Origin of the sequence: Pseudoalteromonas sp. NZS71, from assembly GCF_015864715.1 — a bacterium.
Lineage (GTDB): Bacteria > Pseudomonadota > Gammaproteobacteria > Enterobacterales > Alteromonadaceae > Pseudoalteromonas > Pseudoalteromonas arctica.
Map to the genome: position 1 here is coordinate 1 of NZ_JADYWS010000027.1, position 20,690 is coordinate 20,690.

A 20,690-nucleotide genomic window follows, 5' to 3' on the forward strand; every position below is an offset into this window, starting at 1 on the left:
TGCTCGCAAAGACACAAAAATATCCAGTTAGGTATAAACGAAAAAACACCACTCGTTCTTAAACGAGTGGTGTTAACTAATGTGGGCTATTTTAATTTAAGACTATTTTAAGGTTAAGGTATTATTTAGCTCAAGAGTGAGTGTAAAAATACCATACCAATAGCAAGTGGACACACAAACTTGGTATACCAAGGCCATATTTTCCAAAACAATGTGTTATGGACCTCAGGATTACCTTCTTTAATTGCTTTAAGTAATGATCCTCTGTACCAAATCCAGCCTACAAATATACAACACATCAGGCCAAGCAAAGGTTGAGCTACTTTTGTAGTTAAAGTAATCACTAAGCCAAATAAGCTGCTAAGGTTACACACAATTATAATGCTAACGATAGCAATTAAAGCTCCAATCAACCAGGTTGCCTGAACGCGTTTCATCCCAAAGCGCTCTACAGTGTATGATACTGGCGCCTCTAACATTGAAATAGATGACGTTAAAGCGGCAATACTCATTAACGCAAAAAATGAAAAGCCCACAAATAAGCCAACTTCGCCCATTCCATCAAATAAAGCAGGGAGTACCTGAAATACTAACGTATCTTCAGAGAGTAATTTACCTGTTGAGGCCGAGAATATTTCAACGCCTTGAGCTTGCGCTACATACATAGCCGGAATAATCAGTAAACCCGCTACAAAGGCTATAAATACATCAATAAGGGTTACATAGGCACCTAAAGAAACAAGATTTTCTTTTTTGCTAATGTACGAGCCGTAAATAATCATTACGCTAGTACCTAGCGATAAAGAGAAAAAAGCTTGTCCTAGTGCGCTAACTAATAGTTTTGCGTCTAAAATAGACGAAAAATCAGGAACTAAGTAAGCCTTTAAACCTTCCATTGCGCCATCTTGGGTCATTACATAAGCAATAAGTGCAAATAAAATCCCCAAAAGAGCGGGCATTAAACGTTTTGACCATTTTTCAATACCGTTCTCAACGCCTCTACTGATAATAGCGACAGTTAGTACGATAAAGACGAGAGTGAATATAATGTTTCGGGTAAGTGATTGCTCACTTAGCCATGTCGATGCTGTGTCGGCACCGACAAGAGTAGCTATGGGTTCAGCTGTAGCGCTGAGCATCCAACCGGCAACAATCGCGTAAAAACTTAATATAAAGCCAGCACATAAAATACCGCCAAAACCAACGATAAAGGCAAAGTGTTTTTGCCATGGCTTATTAGATATTTTTTGAAGTGATGAAACCGCGTTTGCTTGGCCATGACGACCAATCATAAGTTCAGCCATTAAAGCGGGGTAGGCTAAAAAGAACGCAAGCACTAAGTATGCGACTAAAAATGCAGCACCGCCATTACTTGCTGTTTGTGTAGGGAATCCCCAAATATTGCCCAAACCAACGGCAGAACCCGCGGCGGCCATAATAAAACCAAAGCGAGAGCTGAACTCGCCTCTAACTGCGCTCATATTATTGTACTTCTCTATTGTGTGACGGCGGTGACAATCTACTGGAAATGTTAAAAAATAAAAAGTGCTTATTTGCTGATCTAGCACAATTTAATAAGTAAAGTGTGTGTTATAACCATCGATTTTAATTGTTGTTATCGAGTCGTTTAAAATAACGAGTTGATTTTGTTTAATAATTGTTAATTACAGTCTGTAACTATTGCTTTACGAATTATGATGCTGTGCAATAGTGAGAGTAAAACACGCACCACCTAGCTGGGTACTTTTACTTACTTTAACACTGCCATGATGCCAGTCGGCTACTTTTTCAACAATAGCTAGACCAAGGCCGTAACTTTTATCAGCTCTGTTACGGTGATCTTCTTCCCTAAAAAATGGGCTAAATACATTACTAAAATTTTCTCGAGCGATACCCGGGCCGTCATCTTCTACCGTTATTATAAGCTGTTGCTCGTGTAACTTTGCGCTTAAGTAAATATGTTGGCTTGCAAAATCACATGCGTTAGTTAATAAATTAGTAATTGCGCGAGCAAGCCAGTGAAGATCTGCATTTATTATTTTATCGGTACTATTGAGTTGTACGTTGAGCATTTGCATTTCAAGCTTAGGTGCAAGTTGCACTAAAATATCTTCAAGGTAGGACTTAATGTTTGTTGATGAATAGGTCAGCTTATTAGCATTTTGCTCTAAAGTAGCAAATGCTAAATAGCTACTAAGCATCGATTCCATATGGTCTAAATCATTTTCCATACGGGTTAAATACTGTTTTACTTTTTGCTCATCATGGCTATCTAATGCCGCATCTAAACCAAATCGCAGGCACGCGATAGGGGTGCGTATATCATGAGATAAACTTGAGGCCATTAGTTTATTTTCAGCGACAAGCTTCTCTATTTGGCTGGCCATGCGGTTAAAGGTAAGCTCTACGTCTTTTATGTAAGTAAAATGCGATACTTTTATTCGGGCTTGAACATTACCAGAGGCAAACTTTTTAGCGGCTTCATTTAACACGGTTAATCGTTTAGCTAAGGGCGCAATAATAAACCCCATAAATACACATAGGCCTGCGTAAAAGAGTAAGGTTAATATAATGTCGTTATGTTGCTCGCTATCAAAAATTTTATCTAAACGCATTGATAAGTGAAAAGGATTTAAAACAGCGCTGCTATAAAGCATATAAAAGCCTTGCTGATCTTCTAAAATCAGCCCACCCGGCGTATGCATTTGTAATAATAAAGAAGGCGGTAAAGCAAGTGATTCATTAGGTTTGTAATCAATTAAAACATCAAATTCTAGCGCCAGTTGTTTTACATAATCGCTGCGCTCAGATGTGGGTATGTTAGCTAATTGCTTGCTAAAACCCATAATCATTTTACTTTGCTGACTAAATTCATCCTGTGGGGTATGCGCTTGTTGACTAAAAGCATCAATAAGCCAGCCCAATACCACAATAGATAAAAGTGCACTGCCTAAAAGCGATATATAAAACTTTTTCATTTATTTATTCATCACTTTATTACCACGCAGTAGAAACAAGTAAATATCCACGGCCCCAAATAGTTTTAATTTTTTCAGGGTTTTGTGGATCATCATTAAACTTTTTACGAAGTGCAGAAATAAGTACATCAACACTTCTATCAAGCCCATCGTATTCTCTGCCTTTGGTTGCTTTAAATACAGCGTCACGCGAGACCACTTGGCCTGCATTGCTCGCAAGGTAATGAAGCAGTAAATACTCAGCACTTGATATGTTTACGTCTTGCTTGTTGAGTTTTACATTTCTAGATTCGGTATCAATACTAAGCGTACCAACATTAATAACACTCTCGTTAACGTGTGGGGTATTTGGCTCATTGTTTTGGCGAAGGGCTGCTTTTATACGCGCTAGCAATGCACGAGGGCGCACAGGTTTCATTATGTAGTCGCTTGCACCTACTTCTAGACCAATGACCTCATCCATTTCTTCATCGCGTGCGGTGAGCATTATGATGGGCGAATTATAAAAACTACGAAGTTCTCTACACACGCTTATACCATCTTGCCCTGGAAGCATAATATCAAGGAGCACGATATTTGGATTTAACGTTTTGACTTGGCTAATTACTTCGTCACCTCTGTGACAAACATGCGTTGTGTAGCCTTGCTCTGTTAAATATTCAGCAACCCATTGAGCAAGTGATACATCGTCTTCAACGAGTAAAATAGTGCCATAGTTATCCATGAAAATATCCTTAATGCGATTGGTATTAAAATAGTCGCCAGCGGCGCTTTTTTTGCCTGTTTTGATATACCCATTGAAGCTTTACTTCGGCAATACTAATTATTTTAGAGGTATTGCTGTCAAATAGTTCAAATGAAATACTTTGCTGTGAATCAAATGCATAATTAAAGGTACCGCTCTGTTGCTTGAGCCAACATTGCATTATGTACTTTGAGGTGGCGTCACGTAGGCAGTAATTACCAATGATAGGTTGCTCCCACGTTAGCGTTACGTCAGCATAGCAATTTCGCCCTTCGCGCAATGCAACGCAGGTGTCTGGAACTGCTATAAGTGCTTCAGGAGGTTCCTGCGCTTTAACAGTAAAAGTACTGGGGAAGATCAGTAATACACAGATCCATCTAAAATACATAACGTAGGCCTACCTTGGCTTTGTGTTGATATCCTTGGGAAATAATTGGACTGTCGTCAATCTCTTTTGAAAACCATGTGGTAAGCCAGCCGGATAAAAACACCCAATCTTGGCTTATTGGGTACTCAGCATGGAACTCAAAAATAATACTAGTACTGGCATTGCTGCTATAAACCGGGCGAAGGCTGGTGGCTTCATCGCTATCAATACCAAAGTAATAATTGGTAAAGTCAGCAGAGTAGGCGCTTAAACCAACACCAGATCTAAACTCCCAGTTTCGCCATGGTAAAATGTGACTAAAAAAGCTGTTTATAACCCAGCCATTGTGCGCGCCAGATACATCATGAAGGTATTCAAAAGAGAATTGAGAATTTTCAAATCGACGAGAAAGTCGAAGGCCGACGTCAAAGTCGTAATTACGTTTTTTTATACCTTGGAGTTCTTTTATAACACCATGGTTATAGAATCCGAGGCCTTTTTCGTCAAATCCAGCTTGAGTATTTGTGCCTAATATATCTAGGCCCCAATCAAATTTATCTATAAGACTGTAGCCTATTACAAGGCCGCCACTGAGTTGATTGTGATCGAAATCAAGGTAAAATTTATCGTAGGAAACAGCGAGACTTAAGTCGAGCTCAACGCCTTTATCGTAAGACTCAATGCCGACAAGGTAAGAATCTTCAATATAAAAGCCCGCACCAGCACTCCAATCCCACGCAAAGCCTTGGGTTGGCTCTAACGTATTATCTGCATAATAGCGGTTACTTGCCATACTCGACGTGCTAAAAATGCAGCAAAAAAGCAGTGTTATGCTCAGTAAAGTATGGTTAAGCAAAGCGTTTCTCATCCCTTAGGGCCTAATTATTATTTGTTATTAAGCGTAGTATATTGTTAATTCGTTCCTTTAATCTGTAAAAAAATGTAGTAAGTGTTAGGTCTGTTGAACTTTTAAGGTTAAATTTGCAGCAGTCTGTTTGGTATTTAGGTAAGGCAGAGCCTATGCAGTGTGGCTATTCCCCATAAATGGGCGATAACGTAGCATTAATGCCAAACAGGCGCTGCCCAAAGGGTTCTTCCTAGGGGCTATTTACTCTTTGTTGCTCGGTTTTGACTTAGCCCACTAGGTTACAAATCTCGCGCCGCGATTAAATAGCCCCTAGTTTGAACAAATTTTAATCCGTAAAGATCAACAGACCCTAATTTACTGAACTTTAATTTTATCGATTAATATACTACTCAAGTAAAACTGCATCATAGGTGTTAATGCACTTACTTCTGTTCTGTTACATGGACCGCTAAGTTTGGTAAGGCTAGATAGTTTTGACAACGTTTTGTACTGAGGGATTTGAATATCTTTGCCAAGTCTTTCAATACGGGCCACGTCAGTGTTTTGCTGATGAATAAAAGCGACAACCTCAAGCTCATTTGTGATTTTTTGCTCTTCAGTGAAATTGTAAATTAGTGGTTCACGATGAAAACTTGCGCTGTCGATTGAAGATTTAGCAAACCAAACAACATCACCCGATGACTTGTGCGTGAGACGCATACTAACTTGTGCAAATATTGCAGCGCACTGCTGTGTTGGGTATTGCTGGGCAACATTTGAATATAAAGTAAATGGCTTCTCTGGTTGCTTTATTGCGTACTTAGTATCGTCTGTGAAAGTTAAATCGAGTTGCTGAATAGTCAGTGTGTAGTCACTGTTATTTTTAGTTGTTACTTTTAGTTGTTTATCGTTCAGTGCTTGGCTAATTTGCGATAGAAGTTTGTCGGTTACGCTTGCCTTATCGGTAATGATTTTTACTGTTTGGTTTCTAACTACTTTATGTGCAGGAAGTTGAACCGATTTAACTTTTGGAGATGAGTGCTCTGTAGTGTACTCAAGTTGATAGGTCTGACTTTTTAATGTTGGCTTTAATGGCATAGCCAGTGGTTCGGCCGGTTGCTTTGTAATAGCACAACCAGTTGATAATAAAATAAAAAGTGACACAACTAAAAAACGCATAAGTACTAAACACTCGCTTAAAACCAAATAATCGTCGTATTGTACGTTAGTACAAACAAAACTTCATGATATTATCTGCGCAGATGTAGTTAAAAAGATAAATTTTATAAAAAATGAAGTATCTCAACTCTTTATCGTATTGCCTATCTGCTTTGTGTTTGCTGTTTAGTTCTGTGGGTTTTGCAGCAAAAGCGGATCCTGATTGGGATGCATTTGTAAAAAAGTACGGCCGTTACGCACAAAAAAAATTAAAAAGTAAAGGTATACCCGGTGCAGCGCTTTCGATTGTAAATATAAACAACTCAGACTACATCCACACCATGGGCGTAACTAAATCACGAAATGGACAAAAAGTTAATAAGCATACTCGGTTTAGACTCGCGTCTGTTTCGAAGACATTTGCAGGCTCGTTATCAGCTAAATTGGCTGCTAACGGCCTACTGGAATTAGATAAGCCTGTTAGCGAATACATAACTGATTTTAAAGGGACTGTTTATCAAGATGATTTAAAGGTGTTTCATCTTTTGAGCCATTCAAGTGGATTAGTTCCTAATGCATACGACAATTTAATTGAATCTCGTATGGATTACCCAGGTATTGTTGAAAAGCTGCTTAGCGTCAAACCAATTTGCAAACCCGGCGAATGTTATGGCTATCAAAACGTTATGTTTAGTCTTATAGGCGATGTGATATTACAAAGCACCGATAAAAGTTACGGACAGTGGTTACGAGAAGCTATTTTTGAGCCATTAAAAATGAGTGATGCGAGCTTAGGTTTTGAACAAATGGTGCATGACAATAATTATGCTCTACCTCATGTGCGGGGTAAAAAGCGCTGGTATAGCGCTAAGCTTAAAAAAAATTATTATAAAGTGGGACCTGCAGCTGGTGTGAACGCTAGCGCAAGTGATATGGCTATTTGGTTAAGAGCGCAGCTGGGCCAATATCCTGATGTTTTGTCATTGGATACTCTAGCAAAACAAACACGCCCTTATACACATACAAAAAAAGAAATGCATCGCAGGGTGTGGAAAAAACACCTTAATGAAGCTTATTATGGGTTAGGTTGGCGCGTTTATAACTATGCTGATGAAACACTTTACTATCATAGTGGCTGGGTGCAAGGTTATAGAAGTGATGTGGTTGTATTTCCTCACTTAAATATTGGTTTTAGCTTAATAGTTAATGCTGAAACCGGCGTAATCAATGAGCTAACGACTGAATTTATCGACAGGCTATTAGAATACAAACGAGGTAAAAAAATATGAATAATAAAATAATATTAGCAATCACTTTTTTAGTCATGTCATTCAATTGTAGTTTAGTGTTTGCAGCACCTGATGAGATATATTTGTTTCGTCATAGCGAAAAGTTAACGGGTAAAAACCCAGCGCTCTCAGAGGTGGGAAACGCACGTGCAAATAATTTAGTTACTTTTTTCAAAGAGTATCAAAATATACATATTTTCAGCAGCAACTATAAACGCACGTTACAAACAGCGGCCCCTTTGCAGGCATATTTTAATACCGACGTAAATGTGTATAACGCAGGTGAGCTAAGTGATTTAAAAAATGAGTTACTAAAACTAAAAGGTGTAGTTGTTGTTATTGGGCACAGTAATACAACACCGCAACTAGCCGAGCTACTTTCGAATGAAAAAGTGCCAGCAATGAGTGAAACACAATTTACTCAGTACTTTATATTGAATAAGAAGCCCAGTAGTAATGGTAGTGAATATGATTTAACCCATCATAAAATGAGTTTTTGATTTAAAACGTTAAATAATAAAAAACCAGCATTAAGCTGGTTTTTCAATTTAAACGCACTAAATCCTTTAACAGGAATAATTAGTTACGAGGTAAATGTATTTTTTTCTCAACGCTTTGACGATAAAGCACAATAGTGTGACCTATCGTTTGTAGCTTAGTCGCACCAGTTTCACGTACGATTGCTTCAAAAATTAATGCTTTTGTTTCACGATCGTCAGTTGGAACTTTAACTTTGATTAATTCGTGAATTTCTAATGCACTTTGAATTTCTACTACTACGCCCTCGGTTAAACCGTTAGAACCTAGTAAAACTACAGGCTTAAGGCTATGTGCCTGACCTTTTAAAAACTGCTTTTGTTTGTTTGATAATGTCATGTTTATACAAATTTTGCTGAATATGGCTTGAATTAAGGGTATTCTAACGCCATCTAGAGAATATTACTAATTAGTTGCGTGTTAATTTATGACAAATAAAAAACAGTCAGCCAGTTCACAGCGATGGCTGAAAGAACATTTTGATGATAAATATGTTCAAGAAGCGCAAAAAAAAGGCTGGCGTTCCCGAGCGGTTTTTAAATTAGATGAAGTACAAAATAGAGATAAAATACTTCGTCCAGGTATGACAGTTGTTGATTTAGGGGCGGCTCCAGGAAGTTGGTCTCAATATTTGGCTGAAAAAGTAGGTGACAAAGGCCAAGTGATCGCGTGTGATATATTGCCGATGGATTCACTTGCGGGTGTTGACTTCTTACAAGGTGACTTTCGTGAGGAGGCTGTATTAAATGCGTTGTTAAAACGTATTGATGGTAAAAATGTTGATGTGGTACTCTCTGACATGGCACCAAATATGAGTGGCAATAACTCAGTAGATCAAGCGGGTAGTATGTATTTGGTAGAACTTGCGCTGGATATGTGTAGTCAAGTACTAAAGAAAAATGGCGCATTTATTGTTAAAGTTTTCCAAGGAGAAGGCTTTGATCAATACTTGCAAGATGTACGTAATAGTTTTAAAGCAGTGAAAATACGCAAACCTGATGCCTCACGTGCCCGTTCTCGGGAAGTATATATAGTAGCGACTGGATACAAACTGTAGTACAGTTGCTTGGCGTTTAGTTGAATTTAAATTAATTGGATACAAGAGGTTAACCCCTTGAGCGATATGGCGAAAAATTTAATACTATGGCTGGTGATTGCAGTTGTGCTGATGTCAGTCTTTCAGAGCTTTAATGGCGGCGAGCAAGTTGATCGTCAAACAAGTTACACTCAATTTGTAAAAGATGTTCGCAGTGGCTCTTTACAAGAAGTTATTATCGACCGCGGTACAGGAAATATTACTGGTACTAAGAGCAGTGGTGAGCGTTTTCAAACAACGATGCCAATGTACGATGAAGACTTAATAAATGATTTACTTAAAAATGATGTAAATGTGAAGGGTGTACAACCTGAAGAACAATCATTCTTAGCAAGTATATTTATTTCTTGGTTCCCGATGATACTGCTTATAGGTGTATGGATATTCTTCATGCGTCAAATGCAAGGCGGCGGCGGTAAAGGCGCTATGTCATTTGGTAAGAGTAAAGCTCGCTTAATGAGTGAAGATCAAATTAAAACAACGTTTGCTGATGTTGCAGGTTGTGATGAAGCGAAAGAAGATGTTACTGAGCTGGTAGACTTTTTGCGAGATCCTTCTAAGTTTCAAAAACTTGGCGGTAGTATTCCTAAAGGTGTACTAATGGTTGGTCCTCCAGGTACCGGTAAAACGTTACTTGCGAAGGCTGTTGCTGGTGAAGCTAAAGTGCCATTTTTTACAATTTCTGGTTCAGATTTTGTTGAAATGTTTGTGGGTGTTGGTGCGTCACGTGTACGAGACATGTTTGAGCAAGCTAAAAAAGCGGCGCCTTGTATTATCTTTATAGATGAGATTGACGCTGTTGGTCGTAAACGTGGTGCTGGTATGGGCGGCGGTAACGACGAACGTGAGCAAACACTTAACCAAATGCTAGTAGAAATGGATGGTTTTGGTGGTAACGAAGGTATTATCGTTATCGCAGCAACTAACCGACCAGATGTATTAGACCCTGCATTACTTCGTCCAGGTCGTTTTGACCGTCAAGTTGAAGTAGGTTTACCTGATATTCGTGGTCGTGAGCAAATACTTAAAGTACACATGCGTAAAGTGCCATTAGGCGATAACGTAGAAGCTGCTCTTATAGCACGTGGTACTCCAGGTTTCTCTGGCGCGGATTTAGCAAACTTAGTAAACGAAGCTGCACTTTATGCAGCGCGTGGTAATAAACGTGTTGTAAGTATGGCTGAATTTGACGCTGCTAAAGATAAAATCATGATGGGCGCAGAGCGCAAGACCATGGTGATGAGCGAGCAAGAAAAAGCAATGACAGCGTACCATGAAGCTGGCCATGCAATTGTTGGTCGTATGGTGCCAGAACATGATCCGGTTTATAAAGTATCTATTATTCCACGTGGCCGTGCGCTGGGTGTAACAATGTACTTGCCTGAACAAGATCGTGTTAGCCATTCAAAAGAGCTTTTAGAATCAATGATTTCTAGCCTTTATGGTGGCCGTATTGCTGAAGCGCTTATTTACGGCGCAGATAAAGTAACAACGGGTGCAAGTAATGACATTGAACGAGCTACAGATATAGCGCGTAAAATGGTTACACATTGGGGTTTAAGTGAAAAACTAGGTCCGTTACTTTACGCTGAAGATCAGAACGAAATGTATATGGGTGGTGGCGGTAGTCGTTCATCTAGCATGTCGGACGACACGGCAAAAGTAATTGATGCAGAGGTTCGATTACTTTCAGATCGTAACTATCAAAGAGCAGAAGAAATATTAAAAGAAAATATTGATATTCTTCACTCAATGAAAGATGCGTTAATGAAATACGAAACTATTGATGCAAAGCAAATTGATGATTTAATGGCACGCCAACCAGTACGTGAACCGCGTGATGCACATGACCGTCATGAAGCTAAACCGGTAAAAGCGGAAGAACCTCAAGAACCAGTTGCTGATGAAAGTCAAAAGACTGATGATTCATCAAAAAAAGATGAAACAAACCTTGATGACAAAGCTGAATAATCGTTAAAATAGTAATGAAAGCCCCGAACTTCGGGGCTTTTTTGTATCAGCTATTTAGAAAAAGAATAAAGGTTGGCAATGACTAACATATTAAAGCTTCCGAGAGGGCGTACGCTTAATCTTGAAAAGCCCGTTATTATGGGAATATTAAATGTAACGCCGGATTCATTTTCTGATGGTGGGCAGTTTTTAGATCCCAAAATAGCGCTAAAACGCGCAATGCAATTATTAGATGACGGTGCGACAATTTTAGATATAGGGGGAGAATCTACTCGCCCAGGCGCGCCAGATGTTAGCTTAGAAGATGAACTTGCTCGAGTAATCCCCGCTATTAAAGCGATACGTCAGCACAGTGATTGCGTTATTTCAATTGATACCAGTAAAGCACAGGTAATGGAACAAGCAATACTTGCAGGGGCAGATATAGTCAATGATGTTAGAGCTTTACAAGAAATAGACGCCTTAGAAACGGTTGCGCAGTATGAAGATGTAGCAATTTGTTTAATGCATATGCAAGGGCAGCCCCGGAGCATGCAATCGTCACCTCATTACGATAATTTGTTTGCTGATATAAGTATGTTTTTTAGTGAACGTATTAAAGCATGTGAAACAGCTGGGATTAAGTTTGAACGACTTATTCTAGACCCAGGTTTTGGATTTGGAAAAACGCTTAGTCATAACTATCAAATATTGGCTAAGTTTGACGATTTTAATAAATTAGGTTTGCCATTATTGGCCGGATTATCTCGTAAATCGATGATAGGTAATTTATTAAACAGAAATACAAATGAACGGTTAGCGGGCAGCTTAGCGGGTGCGTTAATCGCAACGCAAAATGGCGCAAAAATTATTCGTGTACATGACGTAAAAGAAACCGCAGATGTACTTGGTGTATATCAAGCCTGCGAACAAGGAATTTCACAATGAAAGAAAGAAAATATTTTGGCACCGATGGCGTGCGTGGACTTGTAGGCGCTGCTCCAATAAACCCTGAATTTGCAATGAAGCTAGGCTGGGCCGCTGGGCGTGTATTATCGCAAAGTGGTACTAAAAAAGTAATTATTGGTAAAGATACGCGTATTTCGGGCTACATGCTTGAAACCGCACTTGAGGCTGGTTTAATTGCTGCTGGTATTGATGTTGTATTATTGGGTCCTATGCCGACACCGGCCGTTGCTTATTTAGCGCAAACATTTCGTGCTGAGGCAGGTATTGTAATTAGTGCCTCACATAATCCGTATTACGATAACGGTATTAAGTTTTTCAATGGTCAAGGCTTAAAGCTTGATGATGCAGTAGAACTTGAAATTGAAGCGATGCTTGATGAGCAAATGACATGTGTTGCTTCAGATAAATTAGGCAAAGCATCGCGTTTAGTCAGTGCGGATGGCCGCTATATAGAGTTTTGTAAGAGCCAGTTCCCGCAAGGCCTGTCTTTAGAAGGTCTTAAAATTGTTGTCGATTGCGCAAATGGCGCAACTTATCATATTGCACCTTCTGTTATGCGTGAACTTGGCGCAGAAGTAATAACACATGCGTGTGAGCCTAACGGCGTTAATATCAACCATGAATGTGGCGCTACTCACGTAGATACCCTTAAACGTAAAGTGCTTGAATTTAAAGCCGACGTAGGTATTGCATACGATGGTGATGGTGATCGCGTGATGATGGTTGATCATAATGGCCGTGTTTTTGATGGTGATGATCTGGTTTATATTATTGCTTGCCAAGCAGCCCAAGATGATAATTTGGGTGGTGGTGTAGTTGGTACTGTTATGTCTAACATGGGTCTTGAAAACGCTTTAAAAGCAAAAGGTATCGAGTTTGCTCGCAGTAAAGTGGGTGATCGCTATGTTATGGAATTACTACAGCAAAAAGGCTGGAAAATTGGCGGTGAAAGCTCAGGCCATGTACTGAATCTAGACTTAATTAGCACGGGTGATGGTATTATTTCAAGCTTACAAGTACTTGCTGCTATGGTTGCACAAAATCGTACATTGCAAGACTTAGGCGCTGGTTTTACCAAGTATCCAATGAAGATGATTAACGTGCGTTATACAGCTGGAACTGACCCGACAAAAGCACCAGAAGTGCTTTCAGCTGTAGCAGAAGTAGAGCTTGCTTTAGGCGATAAAGGCCGTGTTTTACTGCGTAAGTCAGGCACTGAACCTGTGGTTCGTGTTATGGTTGAAGCCGAGCAAGAAAAGATTGTAATAGACAGCGCTCAAAAAATTGCAGCTGTTGTAGAATCTATGAGCAAACAAACTGATTAATAACAATAATCTCTTGTAACTTTGGGCGAGAAAAGTTAATATCTCGCCCGCTTTCTAATGTGGAGTGGATAATGGCAATACGCAAGGCGATGGTCGCAGGCAACTGGAAAATGAATGGCTCTTTAGAGTTAGTTAAACAAATGTCTGACGCTATTAACGATGTAAAATCACAAGAGATGGACATTGTTTTATTTCCTCCATTCCCACTTGTACCAGCAATGGTAGCTAGCGGTGTTTCTACAGGAGCTCAAACTGTTTCTGAAAATACACCTGGCGCATATACTGGTGAAGTTGATGCGCAGCTTATAAAAGATTTAGGTGCAACTTACGTACTCGTTGGTCATTCTGAACGCCGCAGTATTTATAACGAAAGTAATGCAACAGTCGCTGAAAAGTTTGCTAGAGCACAGCAAGTTGGGTTAACACCAATATTATGTGTAGGCGAGAGCGAAAGTGAGCAAGAAAACGGTCAAACCGAACAAGTAGTTGCTGCACAAATTGATGCAGTAATAGAGAAATTAGGTGTAGCAGCACTGAAAGATTCTGTGATAGCATACGAGCCCGTTTGGGCCATAGGCACAGGTAAGACTGCATCGCCAGAGCAGGCACAAACTGTTCATAAATTTATCCGTGACAAAATTGCATCACTTGATAGCAATTTAGCACAAGGGCTTACCATCTTATATGGTGGTAGCGTTAATGAAAAAAATAGCGAATTATTATTTGCACAAACAGATATAGATGGCGGCTTAATTGGCGGCGCAAGTCTAAAAGCAGAATCTTTTACTGCAATCTGTAACAGTGCAAAAGGGACTGTATAAGATGTACGAAATTTTATTAGTAGTTTATTTAGTTGTGGCTTTGGCTCTAGTTGGAATGGTTTTAATTCAACAAGGTAAAGGCGCAGATATGGGTTCTTCATTTGGCGCTGGTGCATCAGGCACAGTTTTTGGTTCGTCAGGTGCAGGTAACTTTATGACAAAAACAACCACAAGCTTAGCAACGGTATTTTTTGTATTAAGCATTGTGTTAGGAAACCTAACTGCTGGTCAAATTAAAAAGACTGACGAATGGGAAAACCTAGAAGCAGCTCCAGCAGTAGAAACAGTAGTTCCTGTTGAAGAAGATGTTCCAGTAACATCTACTAAAGAGCAAAGCTCTGACGTACCAAACTAATTTAGCGTAAAGCTATCGTTAAACGATTTATAGTCCTCAAATAAATCACATGTTTAACAATTAAGCGAAAGCTTAAAAAATGCGGATGTGGTGGAATTGGTAGACACGCCACCTTGAGGGGGTGGTGCTTTAGGGCATGGGGGTTCAAGTCCCCCCATCCGCACCAAATTTAGAAACCAGTAGCAGTGATGTTACTGGTTTTTTTGTATCTGTAATTTATTGTGATTGTTTTTTGGACAGTGTGTGGTTGTTGTTAAATAATCCTTCTATTTGTTAGAAAAAACTAGAAATATTACAAATTTAGCTCACACTTATAGATATCAAGCCGATAATAAATATAGACAATAAAATAAGGTAGCACAGTATGGCTTCAGGCTTCTCTTTTCAAAACCTAAGCATAACAAAAAAAATACATGCAATAACATGCATTGCGGTAGTGGCTTTTATAGTGATCGTATTGATAAACTATTTAGCTATGAATGATAATAAGGTTTCTCTCGATGAAATGAGTAACTCATCGTATAAAGTTGTAAAAATAACGTCGCAAAACGTAGGGCTTTTAGAAAAACTTGATGAACTTTATACCCAAGCGGTTACGTTTGGTGAGCAAGACCTTATCGTTAAAGCAGACGAGGTATATCAAACTTTAGAGTCTAATATTACCTTAATAACGCAGCTTAATAACTCCTACATTAATAACGATATTATTAATGAGTTGTCAGATTATGAAAAAATATCCTCAAGTATTGCTACAGGTATGGTTAACGGTACTGCTGATTTTAGTAAGATTCAGCAACAAGCGCAGCTTAAAACAAGTTTATATGGATCTGTTTTAGAAAGTTTTAAAGGCGCTCAACAAAAAGCGGATAATCGTTTTTTTGAACTGGTTGCCAACACTAAAGCGCGCTCTGATGAAGCATTAACTCTAATGTTAGCTGTATCCATTATTTCATTAATTTTATTATTGTTTATGGCTATTTGGATTGCTAAGAATATAGGTTCATCTGCGAGTGATGCAGCTAACAACCTTAGTTTATTAGCAAGCGGCAATGGTTCTTTAAGCACACAGCTATCTGTTAACTCAGAAGACGAAATTGGCCAAGTCTCTATTAATTTTAACGCATTTATTTCCTTACTAAGAGAAACAGTTCTTGAAGTTATTGCTGTATGTGAGCCTTTAATGGAAAACTCAACACGACTAGTTCAAGGTATGGAACAAGCTGAGCGTGCTACAACAAAGCAAACCACTGATGCTGAAATTGTTAAGCAATCTATGGAAGAAATGAAGCAGAGTGTTGGTGATATATCAGAATCTGCTGCTAACGCTTCTCACGCTGCTGAAACGGCCGAGAAAGAAGTTGAACAAAGTCGTACACAAGTACAGATGTCAGTTACCGCTTCTCGTACGCTCAGTGATGAAATTAATCGAGCTGCAGGGACTATTAATAAGCTTGCGGACGATACAAAAAATGTATCGCAGATTTTGAATGTAATTACGTCTATTGCAGATCAGACAAACTTACTTGCTCTTAATGCTGCTATTGAAGCTGCACGAGCAGGTGAACATGGAAGAGGCTTTGCTGTAGTGGCAGATGAGGTTCGTGAACTGGCTTCTCGCACTGCACATTCTACTAATGAAATACGTGAACTATTGGGATCATTAACGACTGCCGCAAATGAATCTGTAGCTGCTATGACTTCAGCACGTGATATGGCAACAGATAATGCTACAGCCGCAGAAAAAACAGGTATTTCAATAGAGAAAATCGCAGAGCAAATGTTAGAAATTAATGGTATGAATTCGCAAATAGCAGCAGCAACTGAAGAACAAACATCCGTTGCAGCTATGGTAGTAGATAATGTGTCAAATATGCATGTATCGTTCGAAGATACTATGGACTCACTACTTGCTGTACGCGACGTAGCCAAAAACCTACATTACCTATCTGATAACCTATTAGATGCAACCGCTAAGTTTAGAATCGAGTAAAGCTTAGTACTGAGCCAGTATAAAAATCTACCCTAGGGTTGATGCCAGTTAGTTAACCGCTGACTGGCTTTTTTGTTTGGATATCTGGTTTGACATACCTAGTATATGTCCACTCCCGCTTTATTAGTAATATGTGATGCTCTACTTTAGCTTACTATTGCTCTATTTATTTAGGGATACTCCCTGAGTTCTCAATAAACATAGTCTGAATTAAGTTAATAATATTAATTGCACACGTCGTAACACTCAGTTGACAGAAGTCTTCTGAATTGGGTGCGTAGCTATTGGCTAGAGAAAGTGTTGTAGTGGGTTGCAAAAAAAGGCCTCTGAATAAATTCAGAAGCCTTCATAAAGGAACCCGAAGGCCGGTTTATCGATTAGTTAAATATTTCTCAACCTATCTGTATTAACCTCTGGGTGGTTTTTTATATCAATTTCACTGCTAAAAGGTCGCAATAACTTTTACTTTATCGGTCACTTTAGCGCTATCAACATAGCCAATTGCATTTCCATTAGCTGCAACAAAATCAATAACAGCTTGGTCAGATGTTAGTTTTTCAGGCGGGGTACCTTTACCTGTAAATACAAGCTTTGACCAATATGCATTTAACTGACTGCTAGACTTACCCACTACTTTGTCGTTAAATTCATCAGCTACAGATGTACCGTCTTGATTTATAGGATTAACTTTATCGCCATTACTAAATGACTTACTTTTTCCCAGATAAATCTTTTTTATTGTGTCAGCATCTACAGAGCTAGCATTGCTTGGATTAATAATCACAGCAACTTCTGCAAATACATTAATTGAGCACAATGAAAGTGCACTTACTAAAATTAATTTTTTCATCATAAGCTCCAATTAAAAGACAAGATCTACACCAACAGCTACAACATCCGTCTCTGTATCAGTTATGTCATCTTCAAAACGACTAAAGTCGATCTTGAAAGCAGCGGAAGGATGAAAATCATAACGCGTACCAATTGTATACACATTACTTTGTGATTTAACTCCATCTAATGCGCTGTTTAGAGCACTATTTAGTGAAGGGATAGCTTGGATTTGATTGTAACGAGAGGACTCATGCTCATCGTCATTATCTTCATAAGTGAAGTGTACAATTACGTCATCCATTCTGTAACCAACAGAAGCATAATACTGAGTCTGTTTAGCTAAAAGGCTATTGTCAACTTCAAATTGAGTATACTCGGCATCAAATAACACATTGTTATAATCAATTGAAAAACCAATGCCAATAAACGTACCGTCGTCTTCATTAATATCAAGATCATCTGCTTGTGCTGTTAACCCGCTTTGACGCAATACGTTTTCAAGTTCATTTATTTGAGCACCAACTATATCGTCAGTATCATTCTGACCAAGTGCTATTGATGTGTCTGCGATTAAATAAGCAGCACGTGCACTAAACCAGTCATAAGATAGCGTCCAATTGATACCGGCGATATCAGTTAATTCAGCTTTATCATGGTAAGTGACGGCTTCAATTTCACCATCGAAGCTACCATAAATGACTTGTACTGTAGAATCCCAGTCACCAAGTTGCGAATTATAAAGTAAGCTTAACCCTTCGTAAGTAGAAAAAGGGATGCTGTATACTGACTCTGGTGGACGCACCCAACGGTATGCATAACCTACATCAATAAAGTCAGAATAACGGTAAAAAGGCACTCGCATTTTACCAGCGCTTAATTGAAACTCATCATTAAATTCATAAGTTAAGTAAGCCCACTCAAATTCTGCATCAAAATCATTATTACCACGAGCTACAATTTGTGCTGTCGCACTTAATTTTTCTTGTAAGTCAGTAGATAACTGCAGTGCAAACACACTTTCATTTTTAAACGAAATGTCATCATCATAGCCATAGCGGCCGCGATCATCTTCCAGACTTTTACCACCGACAATTGATGCAAAACCATTAATTCTTACCTCAGCACTAGCATAGCTAGATGCTAAAACTGCACATACAGCCACTGCTACAGATAGCTTTTTCATATGTTGTTCCTATTTGTTATTTACATGTTGATTTCTTTATTAGTATAAGTGCATAACGAGTATTTATCTAATAAACAGAATGGTTTAAAGTTTTTATTTAATTTTTAGTCAATATTATTTTGTTTTTTAAATTAATCAGGTGCGAATGTTTGTGTTTAAAAATGTTTAGTACTGGGGTTGGATATAAAGCATACGATTGGTGATTCTTGTTTATAACGTCTTAATGTAACTTACAAGCCGTAAGTATTGCATTTACTACCATATAGATTTGTTAACATTTAATTATAAGTGTTTTACATAAGTTATTTAGTTTAAATGTTTATATTTTATAGTGTTGCATAGTCGAAATTATTAATAAGTAAAGCTAGATATAAGCAAATAGAAACTTTCTAAACGGTGTTTTTATCATAAGATTACTCCTGTCTTAGCTAGGTTGTTCAAAGGAAATGGCGCTGATGAAGAAGCTAACTTGGTTTTTATTATGTTGCTTTGCAATGAATGCATTCAGTAATGATGAAGTAAGTTTAACTCTGGTAGGTCATATTTCACCAGTGTGCGGCTTTACTACTCAAAATAACAACCTTCAGTTTTCTTCAGATGGCCTTGCGAGTACAAAGCTAGTGATTAATTGTAATTCACCTATGCGAGTATCAATGCAATCTGAAAATGGTGGCCTGCGCCACCAGCAAAGTACTCAAATAAATGCTTATAATATTAATTGGTCAATAGAGGGCGTTTCAAGCGACGTTTCCGCAACAGCACTTGAGCTCAAATCTATGTACAATTTTGATGTTGATAAGATTTTATTTAACAGTGTAGCTAAATTACAGTTAAAACTAGATGAGCCTTTAATTTATGCCGGAAGCTACCAGGATGTGCTTCGCATAGAAATGACACCATCGGTTGTATCTGGTGGAGTTTGGTAAACACTAACTATAAAATATAAACAAATATGTCACATGGATAAGGAATATTAAAATGAAAAAGTTAATCGTGTTATCAGCAATTGCAACTCTAACATCTGGCGCAGCATTTGCTGAAAACCTTAATGTTGGTGGTGCAGTGTCATCGGTTTGTGCAGTGAGTAATATTAACACAACACAATTCTTCCAAACATTAACAAATGGTGCGACTAAAAACGTAGGCTTTGATTTGCAATGTAACGATGCCGATGGTGCTACTATGTCATTAACGACATCTGAAGGGCATTTACAGAATGCTGATCAAGAAAATCAAGGTGTTGGCTACACAGCAATGTTAACTGCAGACGCATTTAATTTTACACTTTCAGCTGAAAATGGTCAAAATGATCAGACAGAATCGCAAAGTCAGCCTGGTTCGTCAACGCTTGCTGCAGGAGGAGTCACAGGTAATATTTTATTAACTGTGACTCAAGAGCCTGTTTATGCCGGTACTTATGCAGATACGCTGATGTTGGCAATAACAGCTAACTAATTAGCATAATAAAAGGCAGTAATTACTGCCTTTTAATTTAGCAGGAGGGACTCTATATGCGTTATATCTTTTTAATGATACTTTTACTCAGCTCTTATTCTACACTGGCTTTTCAAGTTAAACCAATGGTCGCAGAGCTTGAATCATCAGGTAGCCAATCACAACAAACAATTCGTATATCTAACCCTTCAGATAGTTCTTTAACTATTGAGATATCAGCTTTTGATTTACTAATAGCTTCCAACGGTGATGAAACATTAAAAGCGAATGAAGAAGACTTTTTAATTATTCCCATGACTACAATTATTCCGTCCGGGAAAAGTCAGTCGGTAATTGTTCGATATATTGGCGAACCAATGTTAGAAAACTCAAAAGCATACCGAATAGCTATTGATCAGGTATCTGTTGATTTAGAGAAAGCGGGGCAATCAGGCGTTGGTATGTCAGTTAGCTTTAGAACTTTGTTTAATGTGGTGCCTAAAGGTGCTGAGGCAAAATTATTAATTAAAAATAAACGCCAAGTAGATACAGAAACATGGAATGTGCTTCTGGAAAATACAGGCAATAAATATATTCGCTTATCGCAGGCACAGTGGCTTATTAAAGGCGATGATCAAGAGCTATTATTAGAAGGGACCGAATTGAGTAAAGCATTGACTGGAAAAATTTTATTACCAAAATCTAGCCGTGAGGTCTCAATAAAAATTCCAACAAAGTTTAATGCAGCTAGTAGTGATCTAGAGGTCAATTTTTAATGCTGCGGATATGCAGTTACTTTCTTATATATGTAA

Annotated in this window: 21 protein-coding genes and 1 tRNA gene; 13 read left to right on the plus strand and 9 right to left on the minus strand. The window is 38.5% G+C overall.

All coding sequences use genetic code 11. The features are described 5' to 3' along the window. Positions 1–125: 125 nt before the first annotated feature. The 6 genes from I6E85_RS16300 to I6E85_RS16325 all read right to left on the minus strand — a co-directional run bounded on the left by I6E85_RS16300 (position 126) and on the right by I6E85_RS16325 (position 6,116). A complete protein-coding gene (locus I6E85_RS16300; protein ID WP_024590953.1) occupies positions 126–1,481 on the minus strand; it encodes a sodium-dependent transporter in 1,356 nt (451 codons plus the stop codon). A 204-nt stretch (positions 1,482–1,685) separates the two neighbouring features. Beyond that, positions 1,686–2,978 (minus strand): HAMP domain-containing sensor histidine kinase, encoded by a 1,293-nt coding sequence (locus I6E85_RS16305; RefSeq protein WP_007586613.1) that lies wholly within the window; start codon positions 2,976–2,978, stop codon positions 1,686–1,688. A 19-nt stretch (positions 2,979–2,997) separates the two neighbouring features. After that, the gene (locus I6E85_RS16310; RefSeq protein WP_024590954.1) at positions 2,998–3,702 is read right to left on the minus strand and encodes a response regulator transcription factor; all 705 of its coding nucleotides are present in this window, start codon (positions 3,700–3,702) and stop codon (positions 2,998–3,000) included. 25 nt (positions 3,703–3,727) lie between these two features. Next, positions 3,728–4,111, minus strand: coding sequence for a DUF3019 domain-containing protein (locus I6E85_RS16315; protein WP_007586617.1), 384 nt, complete (start codon positions 4,109–4,111; stop codon positions 3,728–3,730). After that, entirely contained in the window at positions 4,101–4,883 is a 783-nt protein-coding gene (locus I6E85_RS16320; protein WP_007586620.1) for a MipA/OmpV family protein, read from the minus strand. Before I6E85_RS16320 ends, I6E85_RS16315 begins: the two co-directional genes overlap by 11 nt. A gap of 429 nt (positions 4,884–5,312) precedes the next feature. After that, complete coding sequence (locus I6E85_RS16325) at positions 5,313–6,116, minus strand: hypothetical protein (protein ID WP_024590956.1); 804 nt, start codon at positions 6,114–6,116, stop codon at positions 5,313–5,315. Positions 6,117–6,229: 113 nt separating this feature from the next. On the opposite strand from I6E85_RS16325, the gene I6E85_RS16330 reads away from it, so the two are divergent. Both I6E85_RS16330 and I6E85_RS16335 read left to right on the plus strand, forming a co-directional pair. After that, entirely contained in the window at positions 6,230–7,384 is a 1,155-nt protein-coding gene (locus tag I6E85_RS16330; RefSeq protein WP_024590957.1) for a serine hydrolase, read from the plus strand. Further along, complete coding sequence (locus tag I6E85_RS16335; RefSeq protein ID WP_024590958.1) at positions 7,381–7,884, plus strand: histidine phosphatase family protein; 504 nt, start codon at positions 7,381–7,383, stop codon at positions 7,882–7,884. The genes I6E85_RS16330 and I6E85_RS16335 overlap by 4 nt, the downstream gene beginning before the upstream one ends. A gap of 79 nt (positions 7,885–7,963) precedes the next feature. Here I6E85_RS16335 and yhbY read toward each other — a convergent pair whose 3' ends face one another. Continuing rightward, on the minus strand, positions 7,964–8,260 hold the full coding sequence (gene yhbY, locus I6E85_RS16340) for a ribosome assembly RNA-binding protein YhbY (RefSeq protein ID WP_002963153.1): 297 nt from the start codon (positions 8,258–8,260) through the stop codon (positions 7,964–7,966). Between the two features lie 88 nt (positions 8,261–8,348). On the opposite strand from yhbY, the gene rlmE reads away from it, so the two are divergent. From rlmE to I6E85_RS16380, 8 genes are all read left to right on the plus strand, one after another. Next, positions 8,349–8,978, plus strand: coding sequence for a 23S rRNA (uridine(2552)-2'-O)-methyltransferase RlmE (gene rlmE / locus I6E85_RS16345; RefSeq protein WP_007586629.1), 630 nt, complete (start codon positions 8,349–8,351; stop codon positions 8,976–8,978). Between the two features lie 66 nt (positions 8,979–9,044). Continuing rightward, positions 9,045–10,988 carry an ATP-dependent zinc metalloprotease FtsH gene (gene ftsH, locus I6E85_RS16350; RefSeq protein ID WP_032827068.1) on the plus strand — a complete coding sequence of 648 codons (1,944 nt, stop codon included), beginning with the start codon at positions 9,045–9,047 and terminating at the stop codon, positions 10,986–10,988. A 78-nt stretch (positions 10,989–11,066) separates the two neighbouring features. After that, positions 11,067–11,915: a dihydropteroate synthase gene (gene folP, locus I6E85_RS16355; RefSeq protein WP_024590959.1), complete on the plus strand. Its 849-nt coding sequence runs from the start codon at positions 11,067–11,069 to the stop codon at positions 11,913–11,915. Further along, on the plus strand, positions 11,912–13,261 hold the full coding sequence (gene glmM / locus I6E85_RS16360; RefSeq protein WP_024590960.1) for a phosphoglucosamine mutase: 1,350 nt from the start codon (positions 11,912–11,914) through the stop codon (positions 13,259–13,261). Before folP ends, glmM begins: the two co-directional genes overlap by 4 nt. Positions 13,262–13,332: 71 nt before the next feature. Further along, positions 13,333–14,082: a triose-phosphate isomerase gene (tpiA, locus tag I6E85_RS16365; protein WP_024590961.1), complete on the plus strand. Its 750-nt coding sequence runs from the start codon at positions 13,333–13,335 to the stop codon at positions 14,080–14,082. Between the two features lies 1 nt (position 14,083). Beyond that, positions 14,084–14,437 carry a preprotein translocase subunit SecG gene (secG, locus tag I6E85_RS16370; RefSeq protein ID WP_002962769.1) on the plus strand — a complete coding sequence of 118 codons (354 nt, stop codon included), beginning with the start codon at positions 14,084–14,086 and terminating at the stop codon, positions 14,435–14,437. Between the two features lie 81 nt (positions 14,438–14,518). After that, positions 14,519–14,603: transfer RNA gene (locus I6E85_RS16375), tRNA-Leu, on the plus strand. 198 nt (positions 14,604–14,801) lie between these two features. Beyond that, positions 14,802–16,427 carry a methyl-accepting chemotaxis protein gene (locus I6E85_RS16380; protein WP_024590962.1) on the plus strand — a complete coding sequence of 542 codons (1,626 nt, stop codon included), beginning with the start codon at positions 14,802–14,804 and terminating at the stop codon, positions 16,425–16,427. Positions 16,428–16,869: 442 nt separating this feature from the next. On the opposite strand, the gene I6E85_RS16385 is transcribed toward I6E85_RS16380, so the two are convergent. Next, positions 16,870–17,277 carry a phosphate ABC transporter substrate-binding protein gene (locus I6E85_RS16385; RefSeq protein ID WP_024590963.1) on the minus strand — a complete coding sequence of 136 codons (408 nt, stop codon included), beginning with the start codon at positions 17,275–17,277 and terminating at the stop codon, positions 16,870–16,872. Positions 17,278–17,289: 12 nt separating this feature from the next. After that, positions 17,290–18,444, minus strand: coding sequence for a porin (locus I6E85_RS16390; protein ID WP_024590964.1), 1,155 nt, complete (start codon positions 18,442–18,444; stop codon positions 17,290–17,292). A gap of 455 nt (positions 18,445–18,899) precedes the next feature. Between I6E85_RS16390 and I6E85_RS16395 the strand changes: the two genes are divergently transcribed. From I6E85_RS16395 to I6E85_RS16405, 3 genes are read left to right on the plus strand one after another with little or no spacing between them, the layout of a single operon-like run. After that, positions 18,900–19,370, plus strand: coding sequence for a hypothetical protein (locus I6E85_RS16395; protein WP_024590965.1), 471 nt, complete (start codon positions 18,900–18,902; stop codon positions 19,368–19,370). Between the two features lie 52 nt (positions 19,371–19,422). Continuing rightward, complete coding sequence (locus I6E85_RS16400; protein WP_010553857.1) at positions 19,423–19,899, plus strand: hypothetical protein; 477 nt, start codon at positions 19,423–19,425, stop codon at positions 19,897–19,899. A 56-nt stretch (positions 19,900–19,955) separates the two neighbouring features. After that, positions 19,956–20,654, plus strand: a complete 699-nt coding sequence (locus tag I6E85_RS16405; RefSeq protein ID WP_024590966.1) for a molecular chaperone — start codon at positions 19,956–19,958, stop codon at positions 20,652–20,654. Positions 20,655–20,690: the final 36 nt, after the last annotated feature.

Coding starts and splice junctions, on each gene's coding strand:
- I6E85_RS16305 (WP_007586613.1), bottom strand. CDS start 2,978: ATGAAAAAGTTTTATATATCGCTTTTAGGCAGTGCACTTTTATCTATT.
- rlmE (WP_007586629.1), top strand. CDS start 8,349: ATGACAAATAAAAAACAGTCAGCCAGTTCACAGCGATGGCTGAAAGAA.
- I6E85_RS16390 (WP_024590964.1), bottom strand. CDS start 18,444: ATGAAAAAGCTATCTGTAGCAGTGGCTGTATGTGCAGTTTTAGCATCT.
- tpiA (WP_024590961.1), top strand. CDS start 13,333: ATGGCAATACGCAAGGCGATGGTCGCAGGCAACTGGAAAATGAATGGC.
- I6E85_RS16405 (WP_024590966.1), top strand. CDS start 19,956: ATGCGTTATATCTTTTTAATGATACTTTTACTCAGCTCTTATTCTACA.
- I6E85_RS16310 (WP_024590954.1), bottom strand. CDS start 3,702: ATGGATAACTATGGCACTATTTTACTCGTTGAAGACGATGTATCACTT.
- ftsH (WP_032827068.1), top strand. CDS start 9,045: ATGGCGAAAAATTTAATACTATGGCTGGTGATTGCAGTTGTGCTGATG.
- I6E85_RS16315 (WP_007586617.1), bottom strand. CDS start 4,111: ATGTATTTTAGATGGATCTGTGTATTACTGATCTTCCCCAGTACTTTT.
- I6E85_RS16300 (WP_024590953.1), bottom strand. CDS start 1,481: ATGAGCGCAGTTAGAGGCGAGTTCAGCTCTCGCTTTGGTTTTATTATG.
- folP (WP_024590959.1), top strand. CDS start 11,067: ATGACTAACATATTAAAGCTTCCGAGAGGGCGTACGCTTAATCTTGAA.
- I6E85_RS16330 (WP_024590957.1), top strand. CDS start 6,230: ATGAAGTATCTCAACTCTTTATCGTATTGCCTATCTGCTTTGTGTTTG.
- glmM (WP_024590960.1), top strand. CDS start 11,912: ATGAAAGAAAGAAAATATTTTGGCACCGATGGCGTGCGTGGACTTGTA.
- I6E85_RS16320 (WP_007586620.1), bottom strand. CDS start 4,883: ATGGCAAGTAACCGCTATTATGCAGATAATACGTTAGAGCCAACCCAA.
- secG (WP_002962769.1), top strand. CDS start 14,084: ATGTACGAAATTTTATTAGTAGTTTATTTAGTTGTGGCTTTGGCTCTA.
- I6E85_RS16385 (WP_024590963.1), bottom strand. CDS start 17,277: ATGAAAAAATTAATTTTAGTAAGTGCACTTTCATTGTGCTCAATTAAT.
- I6E85_RS16335 (WP_024590958.1), top strand. CDS start 7,381: ATGAATAATAAAATAATATTAGCAATCACTTTTTTAGTCATGTCATTC.
- I6E85_RS16380 (WP_024590962.1), top strand. CDS start 14,802: ATGGCTTCAGGCTTCTCTTTTCAAAACCTAAGCATAACAAAAAAAATA.
- I6E85_RS16395 (WP_024590965.1), top strand. CDS start 18,900: ATGAAGAAGCTAACTTGGTTTTTATTATGTTGCTTTGCAATGAATGCA.
- I6E85_RS16325 (WP_024590956.1), bottom strand. CDS start 6,116: ATGCGTTTTTTAGTTGTGTCACTTTTTATTTTATTATCAACTGGTTGT.
- yhbY (WP_002963153.1), bottom strand. CDS start 8,260: ATGACATTATCAAACAAACAAAAGCAGTTTTTAAAAGGTCAGGCACAT.
- I6E85_RS16400 (WP_010553857.1), top strand. CDS start 19,423: ATGAAAAAGTTAATCGTGTTATCAGCAATTGCAACTCTAACATCTGGC.